Here is a 23,179-nt window from a genome sequence, read left to right as displayed (position 1 = left end):
AACGCCGAATGGCTCCCTCTCCCTTCAGGGAGAGGGGACTGAGCGGCGCCAAGCGAAACACCAAACCTACCGGCAACGCCGAATGGCTCCTTCTCCCTTCAGGGAGAGGGGACTGAGCGGCGTCAAGCGAAACACCGAGCCTACCGGCAACGCCGAACGGCTCCCTCTCCCTTCAGGGAGAGGGCTGGGGAGAGGGGCTTTCCAGTCCGCGCCAGGGGCCAGACGTTCTAGCCATCAACCGATGCTTTCAAACCCCTGCAGCACGTTGATCGCATTGATGCCGATTTCTTCCACCGCGTAACCCCCTTCCATGACGAACAGCGTCGGCAGGCCCAGCTTGCCGATGGCTTCACCCATCCGCAGGTAATCCGGGCTGTCCAGCTTGAACTGGGAGATCGGGTCTTCCTTGTAGGTGTCCACACCCAGCGACACGATCAGCACATCCGGCTTGTACGCCGAGATCTGCCGGATCGCCGCCTGCAGCGCCAGGCTCCACACCGACCAGTCGCTGCCCGAGGCCAGCGGGTAGTTGAAGTTGAAGCCTTCGCCCACGCCCTGGCCCTTCTCGTCGGCGTAGCCGAGGAAGTAGGGATACTCGAAGCGCGGGTCACCGTGGATCGAGGTGAACAGCACGTCGGCGCGGTCGTAGAAGATGTCCTGGGTGCCGTTGCCGTGGTGGTAGTCGACGTCGAGGATGGCCACCCGGTTGGCCCCCTGGTCGAGGATCGACTGGGCGGCGATGGCCGCGTTGTTGAAGAAGCAGTAGCCGCCCATGAAATCCGCCGAGGCGTGGTGGCCCGGCGGGCGGCAGAGCGAGAACACCGAGCGCGCGCCCTTGGCCAGTTCGGCCTGGCCGGTCATCGCCACGTTCACCGAGCTGAGCACCGCCTGCCAGGTGCCAGCAGTGATCGGCGCGCCGGCGTCCAGGCTGTAGTAGCCCAGGCGGCCGTCGATGCTGTCCGGCTCCTTCTGCCGCAGGCGGCGGGTCGGCCAGCAGATCGGCAGCATGTCGTGGGTCCGGCCGGTGGCCAGCCAGTCACGCCAGGCATGTTGCAGGAATCGCACGAAGCCTTCGCTGTGCACCCTCAGGATAGGGTCCAGGCCGAAATCACGCGGGGCCTGGATGTCGCCCAGTTTCACCGCCTTGGCCCGGTCCAGCACCATGTCGGCGCGGCTGGGCTTTTCGAAGCAGGGGGTGAACTGGCCGCCGATCAGCTCGTGCTGACCGTGGTGCAAGCGATGGTCGTCGGTATAGATCGTCAACATCACGCGCTCCTGAGGGCGCCTCCGGGCGCCCGTTGGGTTCTGAGTAGCTGGGCCGTCAGGCGTTTTCCTCGAAATTCACACTCGGTGCCTTGCGGCGGAAACCGCCGGTGTGCACCGCCAGATAAGCGAAGCCGACCGCGAACCAGCTCAGGCCGACGATCAGCGTCAGCTGCGAGAGGCTGGTCCACAGCCACAGGGTCAGGCACAGGCCGATGAACGGAATCGCCCCGTACAGCAGGACGTTCTTCGCGCCCCGGCGGCGCTCCACGCCCAGGTAGGTGCGGATCACCGCCAGGTTGACCACGGAGAAGGCCACCAGCGCGCCGAAGCTGATCATCGAGGCGAGGGTGGTCAGGTCCAGCACGATGGCGAGCAGGGAGATCGCCGAGACCACCAGGATCGCCACCACCGGCGTCTGGAAGCGCGCGTGCAGGGTGCCGAACAGGCTGCGCGGCAGGATGCCGTCACGGCCCATGGTGAAGATGATGCGCGACACCGAGGCCTGGGAGGCCAGCGCCGAGCCGATGCAGCCGGCGATATAGGCGGAGGTGAAGAAGTTGCCGAGGAACTGGCCGCCGGCCTTGAGCATCACTTCGTTGGCCGCCGAATCGGCGTTCTGGAACACGCTGCCGGGGAACACCAACTGGCTGATGATCGCCAGCAGGGTGAACATCAGGCCGGCGATGACGGTGGTGATGATGATCGCGCGGGGGATGTCGCGGCGGGCGTCGCGGGTTTCCTCGGCCATGGTCGAGACGGCGTCGAATCCCAGGAACGACAGGCACAGCACCGCGGCACCGGCCATCAGCGGGGCAAAGCCGGGCTGGGTGCCGTCACCGACGAAGGGCAGGCTGAAGTCGATCGCCGCGCCGCCGCTGAGGGTCTTGATCGACATGACCACGAACACCGCGATGAACACGAGCTGCGCGCCGACGATGACGTTGCTCATCCCGGCCACCTGGCTGATGCCGACGACGTTGAGCACGGTGACCAGGGCGATGGAGGCGACCACGAACATCCAGGCCGGGATTTCCGGGAAGGCGATGTTCATGAACAGGCCGATGAGCAGGTAGTTGATCATCGGCAGGAACAGGTAGTCGAGCAGCAGCGACCAGCCGGACAGGAAGCCGACCACCGGGCCGAAGCTCAGGCTGGTGTAGGAGTACGCGGAACCCGAGATCGGGTACTTGCGCACCATGAAGCTGTAGGAGGCGGCGGTGAACAGCATCGCCAGCAGGGTGATCAGGTAGGCGCTGGCGGTACGGCCGCCGGTCATTTCGGTGACCACGCCGTAGGTGGTGAACATGGTCAGCGGGACCATGTACACCAGGCCGAAGAAGACCAGGGCGGGCAGGCCCAGGACGCGTTTCAGGCGGGCGTCGGCGTTGACCGGGGTGCCCTGGTGGGTGTGAGCTGTGCTGGCGCTGTGTTGGCTGGCCATGGGGGAATCCTCGCGATTGTTGTTGTCTTGCGGGCGGGCGGCGTTCGGTGGCCGTCCTGAAGTCGTCGGCTTACGGCTCAGCCGCAGCGATGACGACGCGCGAGGAATGAGGGTGTGTGCTGCAGGGTGACGCAAAAGCTGGTCATGGGCGTTCTCGGGGCATTTGTTCTTGTGGATAACGCGCTCGCGTTCCCTCGGGAAATCCCTGCGCCATCTGCGATGGCACCGGGGCTGGCCGCCTTTCCAGCCGCTCCCTGCGCGAGCCGCCCGACTCTAGCAACCGAGGTCTCCGGGCAGAACCCTGCAAAGGGTCAAAAAGGGATCGAAATGGCCAAATTGGCTGTCAGGGACACCCGGCGCGCACCGCCGCGCCGGGTGACCTGTGGGTCATTTCTTCAGTTTGGTCCAGACCTTGGAGCGCAGTTGCAGCGCTTTGGGCGAACACAGCTTGAAGGGTTTCAGGCGATCGAGCTTGTCCGCCGGGGTGTTGATCGCCGGGTCGTCGAACAGCTCCTTGTCCATGAACTTGTCCGAGCCTTCGATCGCGTTGTTGTACTTGGCGAAGTTGGAGGCCAGGGCAATGTTCTCAGGCTGCATCATCCAGTTCAGGAAGGCATGGGCCTCCTTGATGTTGGTGGCGTCCTTGGGAATGGTCAGGTTGTCGATGAACAGGCGCACGCCTTCCTTCGGATAGACGTAGACCAGGCTGGCGCGCTGGGCGTGGGCGCGGTGGAAGGCGCCGTTCCATTGTTGGTGCATGGAGACTTCGCCGGCGGCCATGCGCTCGATGGTGCCGTCGCTGTTGTACATGGCCAGCATCGGTTTCTGCTTGAGCAGCAGGTCCTGGATCTTCGCCGCCTCTTTCGGGTCCTCGGTGCACTCGTCGATCCCCAGGAAGTAGGACGCCGGGGCATACAGCTCCTCGATGGAGTTGAGCGCGACGACCTTGCCTTTCAGCTCCTCCGGCGGCTCGAAGAACGGCTTCCAGCTTTCATCCAGCTTGCCGCCGGGCACCTTGGCGCTGTCGTAGCTGTAGCCGGTGGTACCCCACAGGTAGGGCACGGAGTAGTCGTGGCCCGGGTCGTAGGTCAGGGTCTTGAACTTGTCTTTCAGGTTGGCCAGGTTCGGCAGCTGCGACTTGTCGAGCTTCTGCAGCAGGCCTTCCTTGACGAAGATCTCGATGAAGCTGTCCGACGGCACGACCACGTCGTAGGCGCCACCGCCGGCCTTCAGCTTGGCCAGCAGGGTTTCGTTGCTGTCGTAGGAGTCCAGGGTGGCGTGGATGCCGGTGTCCTTCTCGAACTTCTTCAACAGTTCCGGCGGGAAGTAGTCGGACCAGTTGGCGAAGTGCAGGGTGCCGTCGGCGTGGGCGCTGCCCGCCAGCAACAGGCTGGCGGCGACGAACGCGCGGGCGATGGGGGTACGGCGGAATTTCATCGGTGAAGCTCCTTGCAATGTTGTTTTGATTGGCGGCAGGAGGTCAGCGGCGACGCTGGCCGACGTAGTACGACAACGCAACGAACGCGATGGAAATCAACAGTATTATTGAAGATATGGCGTTGATCTTCGGGGAAATCCCCATTCGGATGGAGCTGAAGATGTACACCGGCAGGGTGGTGGCCCCGGCACCGGCGACGAAGTAGGTGATGACGAAGTCGTCCATCGAGATGATGAACGCCAGCATCGCCCCCGACACGATCCCCGGCGTCAGCAGGGGGAAGGTCACCTTCCAGAAGGTCTTCCAGGGCGAGGCATAGAGATCCGCCGCCGCTTCCGCCAGCCGTGGGTCCATGCCTTCGAGACGGGCGCGGATCGGCAGGTAGGCGAAGGGAATGCAGAACACGATGTGCGCCAGCAGGATGGTGAACAGCGACAGCTTCAGGCCGATGAAGGCGAAGAACATCAGGGTCGCCACGGCGGTGACGATCTCCGGCACCAGCAGCGGCAGGCCCAGTACGCCACTCATCAGCGTCTGCCCGCGGAACGTGCGACCGCGCATGCCCAGTGCCGCGAGTGTCGCCAGCGTGGTGGCGACGACGGTGGCCAGGGTCGCGACGATCAGCGAGTTCTTCGCCGCGCGGAGGATTTCCGGGTCGTCCGCCACCACCGAGTACCACTTCAGGCTGAAGCTTTCCCACAGCGTGGCCGACTGGCCGCTGTTGAAGCTCAGCACCACCAGCACGAAGATCGGGATATAGAGGAAGGCGAAGAACAGCCAGGCAGCGGGCCGGACTCCGGTGAACCGCCAGAGCGGGTTGGCCGACTTCATGGATGACCTCCCGCCGCGCCCGGTTTGAAGCGCATGTTGTAGATCATCATCGCCAGCAGCACGAAGGCCAGCAGTGCGAAGGACAGCGCCGCGCCGAACGGCCAGTTGTGCGCCGTGCCGAACTGCAGCTGGATCAGGTTGCCGATCATCAGCGACTTACCGCCACCCAGTAGCTCGGGAATGATGTAGCTGCCCAGTGAGGGGATGAACACCAGGATGCAGCCGGCGACGATGCCGGGCATGGCCAGCGGAATGATGATCCGCTTCAGCGCCTTCCAGCGGTTGGCGCCCAGGTCGAAGGCCGCCTCCACCAGGCGCCAGTCCATCTTCTCAAGACTGGTGTAGATGGGCAGGACCATGAACGGCAGGTAGGTGTAGAGCAGCCCGATGATCACCGCGTTGTCGGTATACAGGATGCCCAACGATGCGTTGGAGAATCCCAGCCCGTGCAGGCCCTCGTCGATCAACCCGCCGTTACGCAGCAGCAGCATCCAGGCATAGACCCGCACCAGCAGGTTGGTCCAGAACGGCACGGTGACCAGGAACAGCAGCAGGTTGCGCCGGCGTTCGTCCTGCAGCGCCAGGTACAGCGCAGTGGGGAAGCCGATCAGCACGCAGCCCAGGGTGGTCAGGATCGACAACCAGAACGAGCGCTGGAAGATGCCCAGGTAGTCGGCGTTGAACGCCAGGCTGTCGTCCAGATCGCGTTCCCAGAGGAAGTTGATGTAGGCCTCGATGGTGTGCTGGCCCCATTTCACGCCGCCGTAGTCCCCCGGTGCCTGGACCGACACAGCGAACATGATGCCCAGCGGCAGGACGAGGAACACTACCAGCATGATCATCGCCGGGCTGGTCAGGGCCAGGCGCTTGAACAGTGACTTACGTTCCGCTTGTGCGCGCAGTGTACTCATTCGGCCAGCACCCGGATGGCGGTGGCGGGAATGCGGACCCGCACCCGCGCGCCGGGCGCGTGGGTGGAAAGAGCGCCGTCGCGGTTCTGCTGACGCACGCGGAAGCCGCCCTGACCGGCGACATTGAGGTGGTACACGGTGTCGGTGCCGACGTAGACGATGTTCTCCACCACGCCTTCGAGCTGGCCGTCCTGCGCCAGCTCGGTGCGCTCCGGGCGGATCGCCAGGGTTACCTTGCCGGGCAGGGTGGTGGCGGCCGGGAGCAGCTGGCCGTCGGCCAGGCGCACGCTGTCGCCGCTGGATTCGCCTTCGAGGAAATTGGTCTCGCCGATGAAGTCGGCCACCAGGCGGTTGACCGGCGCCTCGTAGATCTCGGTGGGCGTGCCGATCTGCATGACCTTGCCGCGACTCATCACCGCGATGCGGTCGGACATGGTCAGGGCTTCTTCCTGGTCGTGGGTGACGAAGATGAAGGTGATGCCGGTCTCGTGCTGCAGGCGCTTGAGCTCGATCTGCATTTCCTTGCGCAGCTTGAGGTCCAGCGCGGAAAGCGATTCGTCGAGCAGCAGCACCTTGGGCCGGCTGGCCAGGGCGCGGGCCAGGGCGATGCGTTGTTGCTGGCCGCCGGAGAGCTGGTCGGCGCGGCGTTTGCCGACGTCGGGCAGGCGCACCAGGTCGAGCATCTTCTGCACGGTGGCGTCGATGTCGCTGCGCTGCTTGCCCTGCATTTCCAGGCCGAAGGCGATGTTCTCCGCCACGGTCATGTGGGGGAACAGGGCGTAGCTCTGGAAGACGGTATTGACCGGGCGGCGGAAGGGCGGAAGGCCTTCCATCGGGTCGCCGTAGAGGCGAATGCTGCCGGAGGAGGGTTGTTCGAAGCCGGCGATCAGTCGCAGCAAGGTGGTCTTGCCGCAGCCCGAGGGGCCGAGGAGGGTGAAGAATTCGTTGGCGCGGATTTCCAGTGACACGTCGTCCAGGGCCTTGAGGCCTTGTCCGGGTGTACCGAACTCCATGCATATCCGCTCGATGGTGATCGCGCTGGTCATGCTGGTACCATGCAGTTAAGCAGTTGTTATTGTTGAGGTTTTACGGTTTCTAGGACCGTTTCACCTAGCTGCGGATTGATAATGACCAAGCGCCGGGATGCGCAGAACGATAGATCAGGCCAATAAGGGATAAATCAGGCCAAGTTGAAAATGCGCTCTGCAATGCTGGATTTCGGGCGTCAGCGGGATGTCGATTCGGGATATCTCGGCGCGCTGGTCGGCCCTCACCCTAACCCTCTCCCAGTGGGAGAGGGGACCGTTCGGCGCGGCGTCGAATGGTGGAGTAGGCCGATAGCTGTATCTGTGCGGTTTAGGAGTGCCGTGGTATCCGTCTGCACGGGCGGTCCCCTCTCCCTTCAGGGAGAGGGTTAGGGTGAGGGTGCCATCGGCCTGCGCCTCACCCCCGATACAAACTCGGACTCGCCCCGCTCCAGCGCTGGAAGGCATGGCGGAAGCTCGCCGTCTCGCTATAGCCCAACTGCTCGGCGATCAGGTAGATCGGCAGGTCGGTGTCCTTGAGCAATTGCCGCGCACGGTCGAAGCGCACTTCATCCAGCACCTGTTGATAACTGGTGTTCTGCTGCTGCAGATGCCGACGCAGGGTACGCGTGGAGCGATGCAGGTGACGCGCCACGGAGTCGAGGCTGGCGGTGTCCTGCAGGTGGCTTGCCAGGTGCTGGCGCATCTGGTCGATCACATTGCCGCGGCTGCTGAGCATCGCGCTCATGCGCAGGCATTGCTGCACGCCGTTGTGGCAGCTGACCGGGTCGGCCAGCGGCAGCGGACGATCGAGCAGGGCCGGGCTGAAACAGAGCGCGCTGGTCGGCGCGCCGAAATCCACCGGGCAGCCGAGGCGCTCGGTGTAGGTCTCCGCATGCAGCGGCGGACGATAGGCCAGCATCAGGCGGCGCGGTCGCACCGACTCGCCGAGCAGGTCACGGATCACTGTCAGCAACGACGTCAGGCACAGCTCGGTGTTGAACACCGTCAGCTCCGGTGCGTAGCGGTAGCCGTCGGCGGTCAGGCGCACTTCGTCGTCCTGTGGCACCAGCGCCAGGCGGAAGTAGGTGCCGAGCAGCTCGGGGAAGGACAGCGCCAGTTGCAGCGCGTCGCGCAGGGTGCGGCTGGCGAGCATGCTGTAGCCGAGAATCCCATAGGCGGAAACGTGCATGCGCAGCCCCAGGTAGAGACCCAGCGCCGGATCGTGCTGGCAGTTCAGCGCGTTGGCGAAGACACGCAGCTCCTGGGCATGGGTGATGAGCTTCTCCGGTGTCAGCAGGTCCGCCTCGCCGATGCCGCTGCCTTCGAGCAGCTTCGGACGGGGTACGCCGGCGTGGTGCAGCACTTCGGTCGCCAGCACCACGGTGTGCAGGGTGGCCTGCTGGCGTTGTTCGGGGAGCAGATGCTGGGCCATCGATACGCCTCTTGCAGCCTCTTGCAAAAGAAACACAGGACAGACTTGCGCTAACCTGACTCTAGCCTGCCCGCAACCCCTGGTGGCCTTTAAGTTTGGCTTCAGGCGCTGCTGCCAATCTGCCACGCCAATCCCATCCCGAGTCCTCCATGCGTCGTCTGCTCAAGCCCCGTCGTCTGTTCCTGCTGCTGGCGCTGCTCGCCTTGGCCCTGCTGCTCGCGCTGGGCCAGAGCTTCCGCGTCTACGAGCGCGCCTGGTTCAAGTACAACGAGTGGCGCCATGCCGCGCTGTGGCAGGACAAGTCCATCTGGCTGCCCGACTATCGCGTGGTGCTGGAGGCGCAGCCGATCGAGGGGCTGGAGGAAAATGTCTCGGCGCTGACCTACGACCCGGACCGACAGACTCTCTTCACCGTCACCAACAAGCAGAACGAGCTCGTCGAGCTGTCACTCGAAGGCAAGGTGCTGCGCAAGATCGAGCTGCACGGCTTCGGCGATACCGAGGCCATCGAATACATCAGCCGCAACGTCTATGTGATCAGCGATGAAACCCACCAGCGACTGATCCGTGTCGAGCTGCACGACGACACGACGGAATTGCACGTCGAAGACGCCCAGCAACTCGCCCTGGCCCTTGGGCGCGGTGGCAACAGTGGCTTCGAGGGGCTGGCCTATGACTCGGTAGGAAAGCGCCTGTTCGTCGCCAAGGAGCGCAAGCCGGTGCATATCTACGAGGTGCGCGGCTTCCCCTACGAACAGTCGGAGCAGCCCATCGCCGTGCATGTGGTGGAAGATCTCAAGCACAACCGCAACCTGTTCGTCCGTGACCTCTCCAGCCTGCAGTACGACGAACGCAGCGGCCATCTGCTGGCGCTGTCGGACGAGTCCCGCCTGGTGCTGGAGCTGAGCGCCGATGGCGAGCCGATCAGCTCGCTGTCGTTGCTGCGCGGCATGCAGGGCCTGCGGCGCAGCGTGCCGCAGGCCGAGGGCATCGCCATGGACGACCAGGGCACGCTGTACCTGGTCAGCGAGCCCAATCTTTTCTACGTGTTCAAGAAGCGCGAGGCGCACTGAGGGCGCCTCGCTTTTCCGCGATCAGAACTGCCATTGCACGCCGAGGGAATACGATGCCTGGCTACCTTCGCTATGGGCGAAGCGCGAGTTGGCTTCGGCGAACACGCCCAACTGCTCGGTGACTGCCAGCAGGGCGCCGACCTGAGCGCGGCCGAAGTCCTTGTCCACATCGCCCAGATCGGCGACGCGGGTGCGGCCATCGCCCAGGGCGGTCAGCGCGATATCGTCCAGGCGGCCGTCGGCCAGCTCCTTCACCCAGCGCACGCTGGCGTAGGGTTGCACGGCCATGCGGTTGCCCAGCGGCAGCTCGCCACGCAGGCCCCAGCCAAGGCTGGCTTCCAGTGAGTCGTAGTCCTGCTTCTCGTAGCCCAGCGCGGTGCGCAGGTCGTCGTCTTCGTCGAAGTCGTCGATTTTATAGTGCACATAGTCGAGCCCGCCCTGCGGCCCGGTCTTGATGCCGGCTAGATCGAAGTCATAGCCGCCGTCGACGCGCGCGCCCCAGAACCAGGCGTTGGTGTCGCCATCGATGCGCTGGTCGAGCAGGACGGGACCATTCTTCGCCTTCAGGTACACCGCGCGCTTGCTGTCGAAATCGGCGTAGCCGGCGCTCAGTTCGCCGCCCAGCCAGGCCGGGCCGCCGTCGTTGAGCAGGCCGTAGAGGCCCAGTTGCCAGGTTTCCGCTTCGAGGCGGGCGCTGTGGTCGAGGTTGTCGCGGCTGCGCTGGAAGCTCAGGCTGCCGCCGACGGTCACGGCCTCGCTGGCGCGGTAGTCACCCAGCAGGTTGACCCCGGCGCGGTGCGAGCGGGGGTCGCCGGGCATGTCGAAACCGCTCTCGGGGGTCGTTTCACCTTCCACGCCGACGGCGCCATCGAAGCTGCCGACCGGGCGTGAGCTGCCCAGCAGGGTGAGCCAGCGGCGGTCGTGCAGGCGGGTCAGGGCCAGGTGCTGGCGCTGCAGCTGGTCTTCCATCTGCCGCGCCATGGCGCCGCCGGAGGCGGTGGAGGCGAGCAGGTCGGCGTTGGTCAATTCCAGCACCAGGCGCGTGAGCAGGCGGGAGAAGTCACGCAGGCGCTGGTCGATGCGCTCCTGGCCGAAGGCGCCGGTAAGCACCTGCTCATTGTCCAGCGCCGGGTTGTGCCAGGTGGCGCCGCCGGGGATGGCGGGGTTGTCGGTCTGCTGATAGCCGTCCAGGTCGCCCAGCTCCCAGTTGGTGGCCTCGATGAACAGCACCGGGACGTTCAGGCCCTCGAAACTTTCGCCGTCGCTGCAGCAACCGGTGCCGGCAGTGTATTCCTCGTTCAGGCCGGGGTTGGTGAACAGCGGGATCTTAAGTTCCTGGGCAATGCGCAGGAGTTGATCGCGGTACGCGCCCAGCGCTGGGTTATCGACGCTGTTGGCGCCGGCGTGGGCGTACATCTTGTCGCCGGTGATCAGGCTGTCGAGGTTGATCATGCCCAGCAAGTTGCTGCGTTGCTCGTCGCTGAGGGACGCGACGTAAGCACGGGAGCCGCGCAGCCCTTCCTCTTCCGCACCGAAGCCGACCACTTCCAGGCCGTTCTCCAGCTCGATGCCTCCGAGGTTGCGGGCGATTTCCGTCAGTACGGCTGCGCCGGAACCGTTGTCGTCCAGGCCCTGCAGGGTGGGCCGGCCGAAGTAGGTGTCGTAGTGAGCGCCCAGCACTACGTACTGGCCGCTGCTGCCCGGCGCGCTGGCGATGACGTTCTGCGAGCTGCGGTTACCGGCCCAGGTGAAGTTCTGCACCTGCGTCTGGTAGCCGAAGCCCAGGCGCGACTGCATCAGTGCGGTGGCGCCGGCGAAGCTGGCGGTGCCCCGGTAACGGCCGGGGTAATCGTTGATCAGGGTGTCGAGGGTGTCCCCGGCATAGTCCCCGTATTCGTAGGCGTTGGCGTCGGTCGCCAGCGCAGCGCAGCCCAGGCTGACCGCAACGGCTAAGGGTTTGAACACGGCACTTTCCTCTGTGTCGATTGGAATCGCATCGGTCGTCGATGCGTGGGCGGAGGAAAGCAGGATGCAGGCCGGTTCGCCGGAGATGGGCGGAATTTGACGCCTCAGTGACTGAGGGTGTCGCGACACTGTAACAATAGTGATACACGGCCGGCGGGAGGGCGGGCCGTGTGGGGGAGGGTGTCACCGAAATGGGGCGCGATCAGGATTCGTCGCTGACCACGGCCTCGGGCGCGTAACGTTTCACCGCAAGCACGCCAGCTTCGGTGGTGGCGAGGCTCGCGTACATCTGGCTTTGCCCGACGACCTGGCCGTTGCCGGCCTTGAGCACGAAATGGTGCTTGCCGTTGGCGGCGACCTTGATCTCGAACGCGCCCTCGCGCTGGGAGTTCTTGCGCACCGACTCGATGCCGTCGATGGCCGAGGTCTTGGCCTTGTACAGCTCGCTGGTCAGGACGATCTCGCCATTGCTGGCGTGCAGGTTGAAGTGGAACTGGCCATCACTGGCCTTCCTGAGATGGTATTTGCCGGCCATTGCAGGTCTCCGCAGGGTAGGTCATACCCAGCGTAGACGGCCTGTGGCGCCATCCGGACGATGGCGCCGAACGGTTGCGGTCAGGCCTTGAGGGTCTTCACGCCCTCGGCGGTGCCGAGCAGCAGCAGGTCGGCCGGACGCGCCGCGAACAGGCCGTTGGTGACCACACCGACGATGTTGTTGATCGCCTCTTCCAGCTGCACCGGGCTGTCGATGCGCAGGTTGTGCACGTCGAGGATGATGTTGCCGTTGTCGGTCAGCACGCCCTCGCGGTACACCGGGTCGCCGCCCAGTTTCACCAGTTGGCGCGCGACGTGGCTGCGGGCCATGGGGATGACTTCCACCGGCAGCGGGAACTCGCCGAGGATCGGCACCAGCTTGCTGCCGTCGGCGATGCAGATGAACTTCCGGGCCACTGCAGCGACGATCTTCTCGCGGGTCAGCGCGGCGCCACCGCCCTTGATCAGTTCCAGGCGCTCGTTGGTCTCGTCGGCGCCGTCCACGTAGAACTCCAGCTCGCTGACGGTGTTCAGGTCGTAGACCGGAATGCCGTGGCCCTTCAGGCGCTGGGCGGTGGCTTCGGAGCTGGCCACGGCGCCATCGAACTCGGCCTTGTGCTTGGCCAGCAGGTCGATGAAGAAGTTGGCCGTGGAGCCGGTGCCTACGCCGACGATGCTCTTGCTGTCGAGGTGCGGAAGGATATGGTCGACGGCGGCCTGGGCCACAGCCTGCTTGAGCTGATCCTGGTTCATGGCGAAGGGTCTTCTGCTTGGGCGGCGGCGGATGGACGACCCGGCGCCTGGGTGAGTTTCGAGACCGCCGATTATAGCGGCCGGCGGCGCGCCGGTGTTGCGCCGCCGGGCAACTGTTACGGTGATCTGCGCGCGGATTGTTCGGTGGCTCGCCCGGCGCCGGCTGGAGTAGACTCGCAAATCCTCGAAAAAACCGCCGATGTAGCCCTTCCGATGCTCGAACAATACGTCAAGAAGATCCTCACCTCGCGTGTCTACGACGTTGCCGTGGAAACGCCCCTGCAGCCCGCCCGCCAGCTCTCCGAGCGCCTGGGCAACCAGATTCTGCTCAAGCGCGAAGACCTGCAGCCGGTGTTCTCCTTCAAGATTCGCGGCGCCTACAACAAGCTGGCGCAGCTGAGCCCGGAAGAACTGGCCCGCGGCGTGGTCACCGCTTCGGCCGGCAACCATGCCCAGGGCGTGGCGCTGGCGGCCCGCGAGCTGGGCATCAAGGCGACCATCGTGATGCCGCGCACCACGCCGGAACTGAAAGTCCAGGGTGTGCGCGCCCGTGGCGGCAAGGCCGTGCTGCATGGTGATGCCTTCCCCGAAGCCCTGGCGCATTCGCTGAAGCTGGTGGAAGAAAAGGGCTACGTCTACATCCATCCCTACGACGATCCGGAAGTGATCGCCGGCCAGGGCACCGTGGCGATGGAAATCCTCCGCCAGCATCCGGGCCGCATCGACGCGATCTTCGTCCCGGTGGGCGGCGGCGGCCTGATCGCCGGTATCGCCGCCTACGTGAAGTACCTGCGCCCGGAGATCAAGGTCATCGGCGTCGAACCTGACGACTCCAACTGCTTGCAGGCCGCCATGGCCGCTGGCGAGCGTGTGGTGCTGGGCCAGGTCGGGCTGTTCGCCGATGGCGTCGCCGTGGCGCAGATCGGCAAGCACAACTTCGAGCTGTGCAAGGAATACGTCGACGAGGTGATCACCGTCAGCACCGACGAGATCTGCGCGGCGATCAAGGACATCTACGACGACACCCGCTCCATCACCGAGCCAGCCGGCGCGCTGGCGGTGGCCGGGATCAAGAAGTACGTCGAACGCGAAGGCGTGAAGGGCGGCACCCTGGTGGCCATCGATTCGGGCGCCAACATCAACTTCGACCGCCTGCGCCACGTGGCCGAGCGTGCCGAGCTGGGCGAGAAGCGCGAAGCGATCATCGCGGTGACCATCCCCGAGCGTCCGGGCAGCTTCAAGGCGTTCTGCGAGGCCATCGGCAAGCGCCAGATCACCGAGTTCAACTACCGCTACAACACTGACAGCGAAGCGCACATCTTCGTCGGCGTGCAGACGCACCCGGAGAACGACCCGCGCGCCGCGCTGGTGCAGCAGTTGCAGGAACAGGGCTTCCCGGTGCTGGACCTGACCGACAACGAACTGGCCAAGCTGCACATCCGCCACATGGTCGGCGGCCATTCGCCGCGCGTTTCCGGCGAGCAGGTGTTCCGCTTCGAATTCCCCGAGCGTCCCGGCGCGCTGTTCAACTTCCTCAATCGTCTGGGCGGGCGCTGGAACATCACCCTGTTCCACTACCGCAACCACGGCGCCGCCGATGGCCGCGTGGTGGCGGGGCTGCAGGTGCCGGAAGACGAGCGCCACTTGATCGCCGCGGCGCTGGAAGAGATCGGTTATCCGTACTGGGACGAGACTGACAATCCGGCCTACCGCCTGTTCCTCGGCTGACGCCGGGCACGGGCGGCGTCGCCGGTGATGCTAGGCTTGGCAGATCGCAGGATCGATCACGGGATTCGCTGAACATGGAAAGCTTGCAGACCTTCCGCATCCTTCACGGCATCGCTGCGGTGGTGCCCTTCCTGGCCATCCTCGGCCTGGCCTGGTACGGCTGGCGCAGTTGGCGCGGTGGCGACGCCGGGGTGATCGCCAAGGCGTTGCAGCGCATCGGCCTGATCGGCTGGGTGCTGGTCGCCGGCAGCGTCGCCAGCCTGCCGGTCACCGGCTACCGCATGGTGCAGACCATCGGCTGGCCGCTGGGGCAGACCTGGCTGCTGGGCAGCGCCTGCCTGCTGATCGTCGCGACGATCTTCTGGCTGCTGTTCACCACCCGGCTGTGGCGCATCCGCGACCTGGCGCTGGTGGCGCAGACCAGCGGCGAACCCATTTCTGCCGGTGCTGCGCGCCAATGGAAGTTCGGCCTGGCCTTCTTCGTACTGGCGCTGCTGTGCGTCATCGCGATTCTGGTGCTGATGATCAGCAAGCCGGTGTGATGCGCGCCGCGTGAATCTCTACCTGCTGCTCAAGACCCTGCACATCCTTTCTTCCACGCTGCTGTTCGGCACCGGCCTGGGCTCGGCTTATTACAGCTGGCGCGCCTGGCGTAGCGGCAATCTGGAAGCGATCCGCATCACCTTCCGTCATCTGGTCACCGCGGACTGGCTGTTCATCGCCACCACGGCGGTGTTCCAGCCGCTGTCCGGCATCGCCATGGCGCACATGGCTGGCTGGCCGCTGGATTCGGGCTGGCTGCTGTGGAGCCTCGCGCTCTACGTGTTCGCCGGTGCCTGCTGGCTGCCGGTGGTGTGGCTGCAGATCCGCGTGCGCGACATGGCCGAGGCGGCGTACCGGGAAGGCACGGCGTTGCCGCCACGGGCCTTCCTTTATATGCGCTGGTGGTTCGCCCTGGGCTGGCCGGCGTTCCTGGCCTTCCTGGCGATCTTCCACCTGATGGTGAACAAGGGTTTTTGACGACTCAGCGCAGGCTGAGCACCGGCCACCCGCGTTCGAGGGCGATGGCGCGCAAGGTGTCGTCCGGGTCGACGGCCACCGGGTTGGCGACCTGTTCGAGCAGTGGCAGGTCGTTGCGCGAGTCGCTGTAGAAGTAGGCGTCGTCCAGCGTCAGGCCACTTTCCTCAAGCCACTGTTGCAGGCGCGTGACCTTGCCGCCCTGGAAGCAGGGGACCCCGCAGGTCTGGCCGGTGTAGCGGCCGTCCTGCATCTCGCACTCGGTGGCGATCAGGGTTTCCACGCCCAGGCGCTCGGCGATGGGCGCGGTGACGAAGCGGTTGGTGGCGGTGATGATCACCAGCTTGTCGCCGGCGGCGCGGTGCTCGGCCAGCAGCGCCTCGCCTTTGGCCAGGACGATCGGCTCGACCACTTCTTCCATGAACTGGCGGTGCCAGATGGCCAGTTGCGCGAGTTCAGTGCGACCGAGGATGGCCTGGGTGAACGCCTGGTAGGCGAACACGTCGAGGGTGCCGGCCATGTAATCGGCATAGAAGGCATCGTTGCGCGCCTGGTACTCGCCGGCATCCACCAGCCCGCGCTGGCACAGCCATTCTCCCCAGCTGTGGTCGCTGTCGCCGGCCAGAAGAGTGTTGTCGAGATCGAAGAGAGCCAGTCGCACGATGGATTACCGCCAGTTGCCAATACGGAAAAGTCGCCTAGAGTAACGGCTTTTGCCCACCCAGCACAGGACGCCGCAGCCCGCGTTGCCGCTGTCACAAGCTTTGTGGAACAATGCGGGCACACGCGATTTCGAGGATGTGTTGCCGTGATCGATCCCGATGGTTTTCGCCCCAATGTCGGCATCATCCTTTGCAACGATGTCGGACAAGTTCTGTGGGCACGGCGTATCAACCAGGAAGCCTGGCAATTTCCCCAGGGCGGAATCAATGCCCGCGAAACCCCTGAGGAAGCGCTGTACCGCGAACTGAACGAAGAAGTCGGCCTGGAAGAACAGGACGTACGGATTCTTGCCTGTACCCGTGGCTGGCTGCGTTACCGCCTGCCGCAGCGCCTGGTGCGGACCAACAGCCAGCCGCTGTGCATCGGGCAGAAACAGAAATGGTTCCTTCTGCGCCTGACCGGCGAGGAAAGCCGGGTGCGCATGGATGTGACCGGCAAACCCGAATTCGACGGCTGGAAATGGGTGAGCTACTGGTACCCGCTGGGCCAGGTCGTGACCTTCAAGCGCGAGGTCTACCGCCGGGCCCTGAAGGAATTGGCACCGCGCCTGCTGGCGCGCGACTAGCACGAAGTTCAAGGAGTTAGACCCCGAGCCATGCTCAACACGCTGCGTAAGATCGTCCAGGAAGTGAACTCCGCCAAGGACCTCAAGGCGGCGCTGGGCATCATCGTGCAGCGCGTGAAGGAGGCCATGGGCACCCAGGTGTGCTCGGTCTACCTGCTGGACCCGGAGAGCAACCGCTTCGTGCTGATGGCCACCGAGGGCCTGAACAAGCGCTCCATCGGCAAGGTCAGCATGGCGCCGAACGAAGGCCTGGTCGGCCTGGTCGGTACCCGCGAGGAGCCGCTGAACCTCGAGAACGCCTCCGAACACCCCCGCTACCGCTACTTCGCCGAGACCGGCGAGGAACGCTACGCCTCCTTCCTCGGCGCGCCGATCATCCACCACCGTCGGGTGATGGGCGTTCTGGTCGTGCAGCAGAAGGAGAAGCGCCAGTTCGACGAAGGCGAGGAAGCCTTCCTCGTCACCATGAGCGCCCAGCTCGCCGGCGTCATCGCCCACGCCGAGGCCACCGGTTCGATCCGTGGCCTGGGCAAGATGGGCAAGGGCATCAGCGAAGCCAAGTTCGTCGGCGTCCCCGGCGCCCCCGGCGTGGCCGTGGGCAAGGCCGTGGTGGTGCTGCCGCCGGCCGACCTGGAAGTGGTGCCGGACAAACCCATCGACGACGTCGAGGCCGAGATCGAGCGCTTCAAGCAGGCGCTGGAATCGGTCCGCGAAGACATGCGCAACCTTTCCAGCAAGCTGGCCACCCAGCTGCGCAAGGAAGAGCGCGCGCTGTTCGACGTCTACCTGATGATGCTCGACGACGCCTCCATTGGCCTGGAAGTCAAACGCATCATCCGCACCGGCCAATGGGCCCAGGGCGCCCTGCGCCAGGTGGTCATGGAGCACGTACAGCGCTTCGAATTGATGGACGACGCCTACCTGCGCGAGCGTGCGTCCGACGTGAAAGACATCGGCCGGCGCATCCTGGCGTATCTCCAGGAAGAGCGTAAGCAGTCGCTGACCTATCCCGACCAGACCATCATTGTCAGCGAGGAGCTCTCGCCGGCCATGCTCGGCGAAGTGCCGGAAGGCAAGCTGGTGGGCCTGATCTCGGTACTGGGTTCGGGCAACTCCCACGTCGCCATCCTCGCCCGCGCCATGGGTATCCCCACGGTCATGGGCGCGGTCGACCTGCCGTATTCCAAGGTCGACGGCATTGACCTGATCGTCGACGGCTACCACGGCGAGATCTACACCAACCCGTCGCCGCAGTTGGTCAAGCAGTACGGCGAAGTGGTCGCCGAAGAGAAAGAGCTGAGCAAGGGGCTTGCCGCGTTGCGCGAGCTGCCCTGCGAGACGCTGGACGGCCATCGCATGCCGCTGTGGGTCAACACCGGCCTGCTGGCGGACGTGGCGCGCGCCCAGGAGCGCGGCGCCGAGGGTGTCGGCCTGTACCGCACCGAAGTGCCGTTCATGATCAACGACCGCTTCCCCAGCGAGAAGGAACAGCTCGCCATCTACCGCGAGCAGCTCGCCGCCTTCCATCCGCTGCCGGTGACCATGCGCACCCTGGACATCGGCGGCGACAAGGCGCTGTCCTACTTCCCGATCAAGGAAGAAAACCCCTTCCTCGGCTGGCGCGGCATCCGCGTTACCCTCGACCACCCGGAAATCTTCCTGGTGCAGACTCGCGCCATGCTCAAGGCCAGTGAAGGCCTGGACAACCTGCGCATCCTGCTGCCGATGATCTCCGGCACCCACGAGCTGGAAGAGGCGCTGCACCTGATCCACCGCGCCTGGGGCGAAGTGCGCGACGAAGGTGTGGACATCCCCATGCCGCCGATCGGCATGATGATCGAGATTCCCGCCGCCGTGTACCAGACCCGTGAGCTGGCACGCCAGGTGGACTTCCTCTCGGTCGGCTCCAACGACCTCACCCAGTACCTGCTGGCGGTGGACCGCAACAACCCGCGCGTCGCCGACCTCTACGACTACCTGCACCCGGCCGTGCTGCAGGCGCTGAAGAAGGTGGTCGACGACTCCCATGCCGAAGGCAAGCCGGTGAGCATCTGCGGCGAGATGGCCGGTGATCCGGCGGCCGCCGTGCTGCTGATGGCCATGGGTTTCGATTCCCTGTCGATGAACGCCACCAACCTGCCCAAGGTGAAGTGGCTGCTGCGCCAGATGACCCTGTCCCGCTCCCGCGAGCTGCTCGCCCAGTTGATGACCTTCGACAACCCGCAGGTTATCCACAGCTCGCTGCACCTGGCCCTGCGCAACCTCGGCCTGGGCCGCGTGATCAACCCGGCGGCGACCATCCAGGCCTGACCTGCACGCCCGGCGCCATGCTGCGCCGGACGGCACGGTCCGTCACAGACTCATGTGCACTTCACCCAGGCGTGCCCCGCTGGGACCGAAGCTGTGCTCCAGCATTTCCCGCCGGCCATCGGCATGGACGATCAGTGCCGTGCTGGCACGCGTGCCGTAGGTCGGGCTGGCGATGAACACGCTGGAGAGCAGCCGCTCGGTGGCCAGGCCCACGCCGGTCTCCGGTAGCTCGTGCTCATCGGGCTGGTGCTTGTCGGCCAGCAGGGTGATCAGTGAGTCGGCGTCTGGTTTTTCCAGCACCGCTTGCAGTCCGGAGCGGGCAGTGAGCAGCTTGGGCCAGGGTGTGTTCAGGGCGGCGTTAGACAGGCCGTGTACGCCGGGGGCGACAGCGGCTGGCGGGCCCACGCGCGGATTGAAGTAGCAGAGCTGCTCGCCGTCGCCCACCAGCAGGTTGAAGCCGCTGTAGTCATTGGCGCGACGGGCGACCTGCTGCAGGTACTCCAGGGGCGACTGCCGGCCTTGCAGGAAACCGGCGACCAGCTCGCCCCGCGAGCGCGGCCCGACGGATTGCCCGGGATCACGCACATTGGTCAGCGCGGCGAAGCGGCCGTTCGGTGCCACGCCCAGCCAGGTGCCGCCGGCTTCCAGGTCGCGGCCGGCGTAAACGCCGGGGAAATCCTCCCAGGCCGCCAGCGGCAGGGTGGGGCGGGCGTAGAACTCGTCGCGGTTGGCCGCAACGATCAACGGCGTGGCGTGGTCAGGGCGCCAGGCGAAGACGATCAGGCACATGGGTCGAACTCCGTAGTGTGCCGGCAGTCTATCAACATCCGTCGATGTCCCGGAGTGGCTGGAGCGCCCGGAAGGCATCGGCTACCATGCCCGCTTTGTATGCGTAAGGTGCTCCATGGAGTTCGTGCTCTACCTGGTGCTGGGCGCCTGTGCCGGCGTTCTGGCCGGCCTGTTCGGCGTCGGCGGCGGGTTGATCATCGTGCCGGCGCTGGTATTCAGCTTCACCGCCCATGGCTTCTCGCCCGACGTCCTGACCCAGATGGCGGTCGGCACGTCGCTGGCGACCATCATCTTCACTTCGATCAACTCGATCCTCGAACACCATCGCCGTGGCGCCGTGCGCTGGCGGGTATTCGGCTGGATGACCGTCGGCATCCTGATCGGTAGCGCGCTGGGCGCGGTGACCGCCTCGAAGATCCAGGGGCCGATCCTGCAGAAGATCATTGGCACCTTTGCCATCCTGGTGTCGATCCAGATGGCGCTGGGCCTGCAGCCCAAGGGCGAGCGCGAGCTGCCCGGCCGTTTCGGCCTCGGCGTGGCTGGCGGTGTGGTGGGCTGGGCCTCGGCGATCTTTGGCATCGGCGGTGGCTCGCTGACCGTGCCTTTCCTGTCCTGGCGCGGCGTCTCCATGCAACAGGCGGTTGCGACTTCCTCGGCGTGCGGCCTGCCGATCGCCATCGCTGGCGCGATATCCTTCATCGCCGTTGGCTGGCACAACGAGAAACTACCGGAGCTGAGTCTTGGCTTCGTCTATCTTCCGGCGCTGCTGGGCATCGCCGTTACCAGTATGTTCTTTGCGCGCATCGGGGCGCGGCTGGCTCACCGCCTGCCGGCGAAAGTCCTGAAGCGTATGTTCGCCCTGCTGCTGTTCAGCGTGGGCTTGAGTTTTCTGATCTGATTCCTGCTAGGAGAAGCGGATGCTGCCTTATCCAGAGATCAACCCGGTTGCCCTCGATCTCGGGCCGCTGAAAATCCATTGGTACGGTCTGATGTACCTGATCGGCATCGGCGGCGCCTGGCTGCTGGCCTCGCGCAAGCTCAAGGAGTTCGATCCGACCTGGACCAAGGAGAAGCTTTCCGACCTGGTGTTCTGGGTGGCGTGCGGTGTGGTCCTGGGTGGGCGCCTGGGCTATGTGCTGTTCTACAACCTGGACGAGTACATCGCCAACCCGACGCTGATCTTCGAGGTGTGGAAGGGCGGCATGTCGTTCCACGGCGGGCTGATCGGCGTGATGCTGGCCACCTGGTGGTTCGGCAAGCGCAACAACAAGAGCTTCTTCCAGCTGATGGACTTCATCGCGCCGCTGGTGCCGATCGGTCTGGGTGCCGGGCGTATCGGCAACTTCATCAACGGCGAGCTGTGGGGCAAGGTGACCGACGTGCCCTGGGCGATGGTCTTCCCCACCGGTGGCCCGGAGCCGCGTCATCCGTCGCAGCTGTACCAGTTCGCGCTGGAAGGCGTGGCGCTGTTCGTCGTCCTCTGGCTGTTCACCCGCAAGCCGCGCCCGACCGCCTCGGTCTCCGGCCTGTTCGTGCTGTGCTATGGCATCTTCCGCTTCATCGTCGAGTTCGTCCGCGTGCCGGATGCCCAGCTGGGGTACCTGGCCTGGGGCTGGCTGACCATGGGTCAGGTACTCTGCGTACCGATGATCCTTGGTGGCATCGCGCTGATGGTCTGGGCCTACCGCCGCGCACCGGCGCAGCCGGCCGCGAGCTGAGTATTGCCTGAATGAAAAAGCCCGCCGATTGGCGGGCTTTTTTATGGCGCTTTGCAGGGGCGACTGTCTTCTTTCGGGTAATCGGTGCCCGTCCGTCCCCTCACACCAGCCCTCTCCCAGAGGGAGCAGTCCGAGCCGAATGACGCCAAGGTTTCATCCTGCACCGAACGGTCCCCTCTCCCTACGGGAGAGGGTGAGGCCGACCCTGGCGCAGAGGTATCTCGTAGGAGCCGTCGGTGTCAGACCGGTTCCACCAGCAGCAGAACGCCATCCTGCCCGGTCACTCGCACCTGCGCGCCAGCCGGCAGATCAGGCCCGCTGACCAGCCACACGCTATCGGCGACGCGGACCTTGCCGCGTCCGCCAACGATGGCGTCGTACAGGGTGAACTGTCGGCCGACCAGCTCGCTGCCGCGGCGATTCAGGCTGGTGGGTTCGGCGTCACGCCTGGCGATGCGCTGATGGTTCCACCAGTACAGCGCGGTGAGTATGGCCAGCACGCCGAACGCGAGGCACTGCCAGATCCAGTCCAGTCCGGGCACGAGGAAGGCGAGCACGCCGGTCAGCGCCGCGGCGATCCCGATCCACAGCAGATAGCCGCCGGCACCGAAGATTTCCAGGATCAGCAGGACGATGCCCAGTCCGAGCCAGTCCCAGAATCCGAGGTTCTGGAGAAAGGCGGCCATCAGCTACGGCCCTTGGTGTCACCGAAGGTGGCCTTGACGATCTCACCGATGCCGCCGATCGCGCCGATCACCTGGCTGGCTTCCAGCGGCATCAGCACGATCTTGCTGTTGTTGGAGCTGGCCAGTTGGCCCAGCGCATCGACGTACTTCTGTGCCACGAAGTAGTTCACCGCCTGCACGTTGCCACTGGCGATAGCCGCGGAAACCACCTGGGTCGCCTTGGCTTCGGCCTCGGCCTGGCGCTCGCGGGCCTCGGATTCGAGGAACGCCGCTTGCCGCTGGCCTTCGGCCTTGAGGATCTGCGCCTGCTTCTCACCCTCGGCGGTGAGGATGTCTGCCGCGCGCCGGCCTTCGGCTTCGAGAATCTGTGCACGCTTGAGGCGCTCGGCGCGCATCTGGCCGCTCATGGCCTCGATCAGGTCGGCCGGCGGGCTGATGTCCTTGATCTCGATGCGGGTGACCTTCAGGCCCCAGGGCGCGGTGGCCTCGTCGACGGTGCGCAGCAGGCGCTCGTTGATCGCGTCGCGCTGGCTGAGCATGTGGTCCAGCTCCATGGAGCCGAGCACGGTGCGGATGTTGGTCATCACCAGGTTGCGGATGGCGTTTTCCAGGCCGCTGACCTCGTAGGCCGCGCGCGCCGCGTCGACGACCTGGTAGAAGCACACGGCGTCGATCTGCACGATGGCGTTGTCGGCGCTGATCGCTTCCTGCGGTGGGATGTCCAGCACGCGTTCCATCATGTTGATCTTCTGGCCGATGCGATCCACCACCGGGACGATGATGCTCAGGCCCGGCTTGAGCGTGTTGGTGTAGCGGCCGAAGCGCTCCACCGTCCATTCGAAGCCCTGGGGGACCACCTTGAAGCCCATGAGGACGATGACGATGGCGAGGATGACGAACAGCAGGATGACACTGCCGATTTCCATGCGAAGGACTCCTTGTCTGGCGTGGAGGAAAGAGAGTCGAGTGTA

The 23,179-nt window shown here is 65.2% G+C and carries 22 protein-coding genes; 8 read left to right on the top strand and 14 right to left on the bottom strand.

The window, feature by feature from the left end; genetic code table 11:
* Positions 1-234: 234 nt before the first annotated feature.
* From JVX91_RS03595 to JVX91_RS03565, 7 genes are all read right to left on the bottom strand, one after another.
* The gene (locus JVX91_RS03595; RefSeq protein ID WP_045215578.1) at positions 235-1,266 is read right to left on the bottom strand and encodes a histone deacetylase family protein; all 1,032 of its coding nucleotides are present in this window, start codon (positions 1,264-1,266) and stop codon (positions 235-237) included.
* A gap of 55 nt (positions 1,267-1,321) precedes the next feature.
* Positions 1,322-2,707, bottom strand: coding sequence for an APC family permease (locus JVX91_RS03590; RefSeq protein ID WP_205338065.1), 1,386 nt, complete (start codon positions 2,705-2,707; stop codon positions 1,322-1,324).
* 387 nt (positions 2,708-3,094) lie between these two features.
* Positions 3,095-4,144, bottom strand: coding sequence for an extracellular solute-binding protein (locus tag JVX91_RS03585; RefSeq protein ID WP_205338064.1), 1,050 nt, complete (start codon positions 4,142-4,144; stop codon positions 3,095-3,097).
* A 43-nt stretch (positions 4,145-4,187) separates the two neighbouring features.
* Positions 4,188-4,976, bottom strand: coding sequence for an ABC transporter permease (locus tag JVX91_RS03580; RefSeq protein ID WP_205338063.1), 789 nt, complete (start codon positions 4,974-4,976; stop codon positions 4,188-4,190).
* On the bottom strand, positions 4,973-5,887 hold the full coding sequence (locus tag JVX91_RS03575) for an ABC transporter permease (protein ID WP_205338062.1): 915 nt from the start codon (positions 5,885-5,887) through the stop codon (positions 4,973-4,975). The genes JVX91_RS03580 and JVX91_RS03575 overlap by 4 nt, the downstream gene beginning before the upstream one ends.
* On the bottom strand, positions 5,884-6,933 hold the full coding sequence (locus JVX91_RS03570) for an ABC transporter ATP-binding protein (protein ID WP_205338061.1): 1,050 nt from the start codon (positions 6,931-6,933) through the stop codon (positions 5,884-5,886). The genes JVX91_RS03575 and JVX91_RS03570 overlap by 4 nt, the downstream gene beginning before the upstream one ends.
* Positions 6,934-7,330: 397 nt before the next feature.
* On the bottom strand, positions 7,331-8,347 hold the full coding sequence (locus JVX91_RS03565; RefSeq protein WP_205338060.1) for an AraC family transcriptional regulator: 1,017 nt from the start codon (positions 8,345-8,347) through the stop codon (positions 7,331-7,333).
* Between the two features lie 149 nt (positions 8,348-8,496).
* On the opposite strand from JVX91_RS03565, the gene JVX91_RS03560 reads away from it, so the two are divergent.
* The gene (locus tag JVX91_RS03560; protein ID WP_205338059.1) at positions 8,497-9,420 is read left to right on the top strand and encodes an SdiA-regulated domain-containing protein; all 924 of its coding nucleotides are present in this window, start codon (positions 8,497-8,499) and stop codon (positions 9,418-9,420) included.
* Positions 9,421-9,441: 21 nt separating this feature from the next.
* Here JVX91_RS03560 and JVX91_RS03555 read toward each other — a convergent pair whose 3' ends face one another.
* From JVX91_RS03555 to rpiA, 3 genes are all read right to left on the bottom strand, one after another.
* Positions 9,442-11,385 (bottom strand): autotransporter domain-containing protein, encoded by a 1,944-nt coding sequence (locus JVX91_RS03555; RefSeq protein ID WP_205338058.1) that lies wholly within the window; start codon positions 11,383-11,385, stop codon positions 9,442-9,444.
* Positions 11,386-11,587: 202 nt separating this feature from the next.
* The gene (locus JVX91_RS03550) at positions 11,588-11,920 is read right to left on the bottom strand and encodes a YegP family protein (protein ID WP_205338057.1); all 333 of its coding nucleotides are present in this window, start codon (positions 11,918-11,920) and stop codon (positions 11,588-11,590) included.
* A gap of 80 nt (positions 11,921-12,000) precedes the next feature.
* Positions 12,001-12,672, bottom strand: a complete 672-nt coding sequence (gene rpiA, locus JVX91_RS03545) for a ribose-5-phosphate isomerase RpiA (RefSeq protein WP_205338056.1) — start codon at positions 12,670-12,672, stop codon at positions 12,001-12,003.
* 213 nt (positions 12,673-12,885) lie between these two features.
* On the opposite strand from rpiA, the gene ilvA reads away from it, so the two are divergent.
* The 3 genes from ilvA to JVX91_RS03530 all read left to right on the top strand — a co-directional run bounded on the left by ilvA (position 12,886) and on the right by JVX91_RS03530 (position 15,420).
* On the top strand, positions 12,886-14,400 hold the full coding sequence (gene ilvA / locus JVX91_RS03540) for a threonine ammonia-lyase, biosynthetic (RefSeq protein WP_205338055.1): 1,515 nt from the start codon (positions 12,886-12,888) through the stop codon (positions 14,398-14,400).
* A 74-nt stretch (positions 14,401-14,474) separates the two neighbouring features.
* Positions 14,475-14,942 carry a DUF2269 domain-containing protein gene (locus tag JVX91_RS03535; RefSeq protein ID WP_205338054.1) on the top strand — a complete coding sequence of 156 codons (468 nt, stop codon included), beginning with the start codon at positions 14,475-14,477 and terminating at the stop codon, positions 14,940-14,942.
* A 10-nt stretch (positions 14,943-14,952) separates the two neighbouring features.
* Positions 14,953-15,420, top strand: a complete 468-nt coding sequence (locus tag JVX91_RS03530) for a DUF2269 domain-containing protein (RefSeq protein WP_205338053.1) — start codon at positions 14,953-14,955, stop codon at positions 15,418-15,420.
* Between the two features lie 4 nt (positions 15,421-15,424).
* On the opposite strand, the gene JVX91_RS03525 is transcribed toward JVX91_RS03530, so the two are convergent.
* Entirely contained in the window at positions 15,425-16,078 is a 654-nt protein-coding gene (locus JVX91_RS03525; RefSeq protein WP_205338052.1) for an HAD family hydrolase, read from the bottom strand.
* 147 nt (positions 16,079-16,225) lie between these two features.
* On the opposite strand from JVX91_RS03525, the gene JVX91_RS03520 reads away from it, so the two are divergent.
* Both JVX91_RS03520 and ptsP read left to right on the top strand, forming a co-directional pair.
* Positions 16,226-16,705, top strand: a complete 480-nt coding sequence (locus tag JVX91_RS03520; protein ID WP_045215602.1) for an RNA pyrophosphohydrolase — start codon at positions 16,226-16,228, stop codon at positions 16,703-16,705.
* 30 nt (positions 16,706-16,735) lie between these two features.
* Complete coding sequence (gene ptsP, locus JVX91_RS03515) at positions 16,736-19,015, top strand: phosphoenolpyruvate--protein phosphotransferase (RefSeq protein WP_205338051.1); 2,280 nt, start codon at positions 16,736-16,738, stop codon at positions 19,013-19,015.
* Positions 19,016-19,057: 42 nt separating this feature from the next.
* Here ptsP and JVX91_RS03510 read toward each other — a convergent pair whose 3' ends face one another.
* Positions 19,058-19,804: an NRDE family protein gene (locus tag JVX91_RS03510; RefSeq protein WP_205338050.1), complete on the bottom strand. Its 747-nt coding sequence runs from the start codon at positions 19,802-19,804 to the stop codon at positions 19,058-19,060.
* Positions 19,805-19,919: 115 nt separating this feature from the next.
* Between JVX91_RS03510 and JVX91_RS03505 the strand changes: the two genes are divergently transcribed.
* Positions 19,920-20,702, top strand: coding sequence for a sulfite exporter TauE/SafE family protein (locus JVX91_RS03505; RefSeq protein ID WP_205338049.1), 783 nt, complete (start codon positions 19,920-19,922; stop codon positions 20,700-20,702).
* 19 nt (positions 20,703-20,721) lie between these two features.
* Positions 20,722-21,522 (top strand): prolipoprotein diacylglyceryl transferase, encoded by an 801-nt coding sequence (gene lgt / locus JVX91_RS03500; RefSeq protein ID WP_205338048.1) that lies wholly within the window; start codon positions 20,722-20,724, stop codon positions 21,520-21,522.
* 239 nt (positions 21,523-21,761) lie between these two features.
* On the opposite strand, the gene JVX91_RS03495 is transcribed toward lgt, so the two are convergent.
* Together JVX91_RS03495 and JVX91_RS03490 are read right to left on the bottom strand one after the other, a co-directional pair.
* Positions 21,762-22,208 (bottom strand): NfeD family protein, encoded by a 447-nt coding sequence (locus tag JVX91_RS03495; protein WP_205338047.1) that lies wholly within the window; start codon positions 22,206-22,208, stop codon positions 21,762-21,764.
* On the bottom strand, positions 22,208-23,134 hold the full coding sequence (locus JVX91_RS03490) for an SPFH domain-containing protein (RefSeq protein ID WP_205338046.1): 927 nt from the start codon (positions 23,132-23,134) through the stop codon (positions 22,208-22,210). The genes JVX91_RS03495 and JVX91_RS03490 overlap by 1 nt, the downstream gene beginning before the upstream one ends.
* Positions 23,135-23,179: the final 45 nt, after the last annotated feature.

The sequence above is a fragment of the Pseudomonas sp. PDNC002 genome, from assembly GCF_016919445.1.
Classification (GTDB): Bacteria; Pseudomonadota; Gammaproteobacteria; order Pseudomonadales; family Pseudomonadaceae; genus Pseudomonas.
This window is presented reverse-complemented; position numbering and strand designations above follow the sequence as displayed.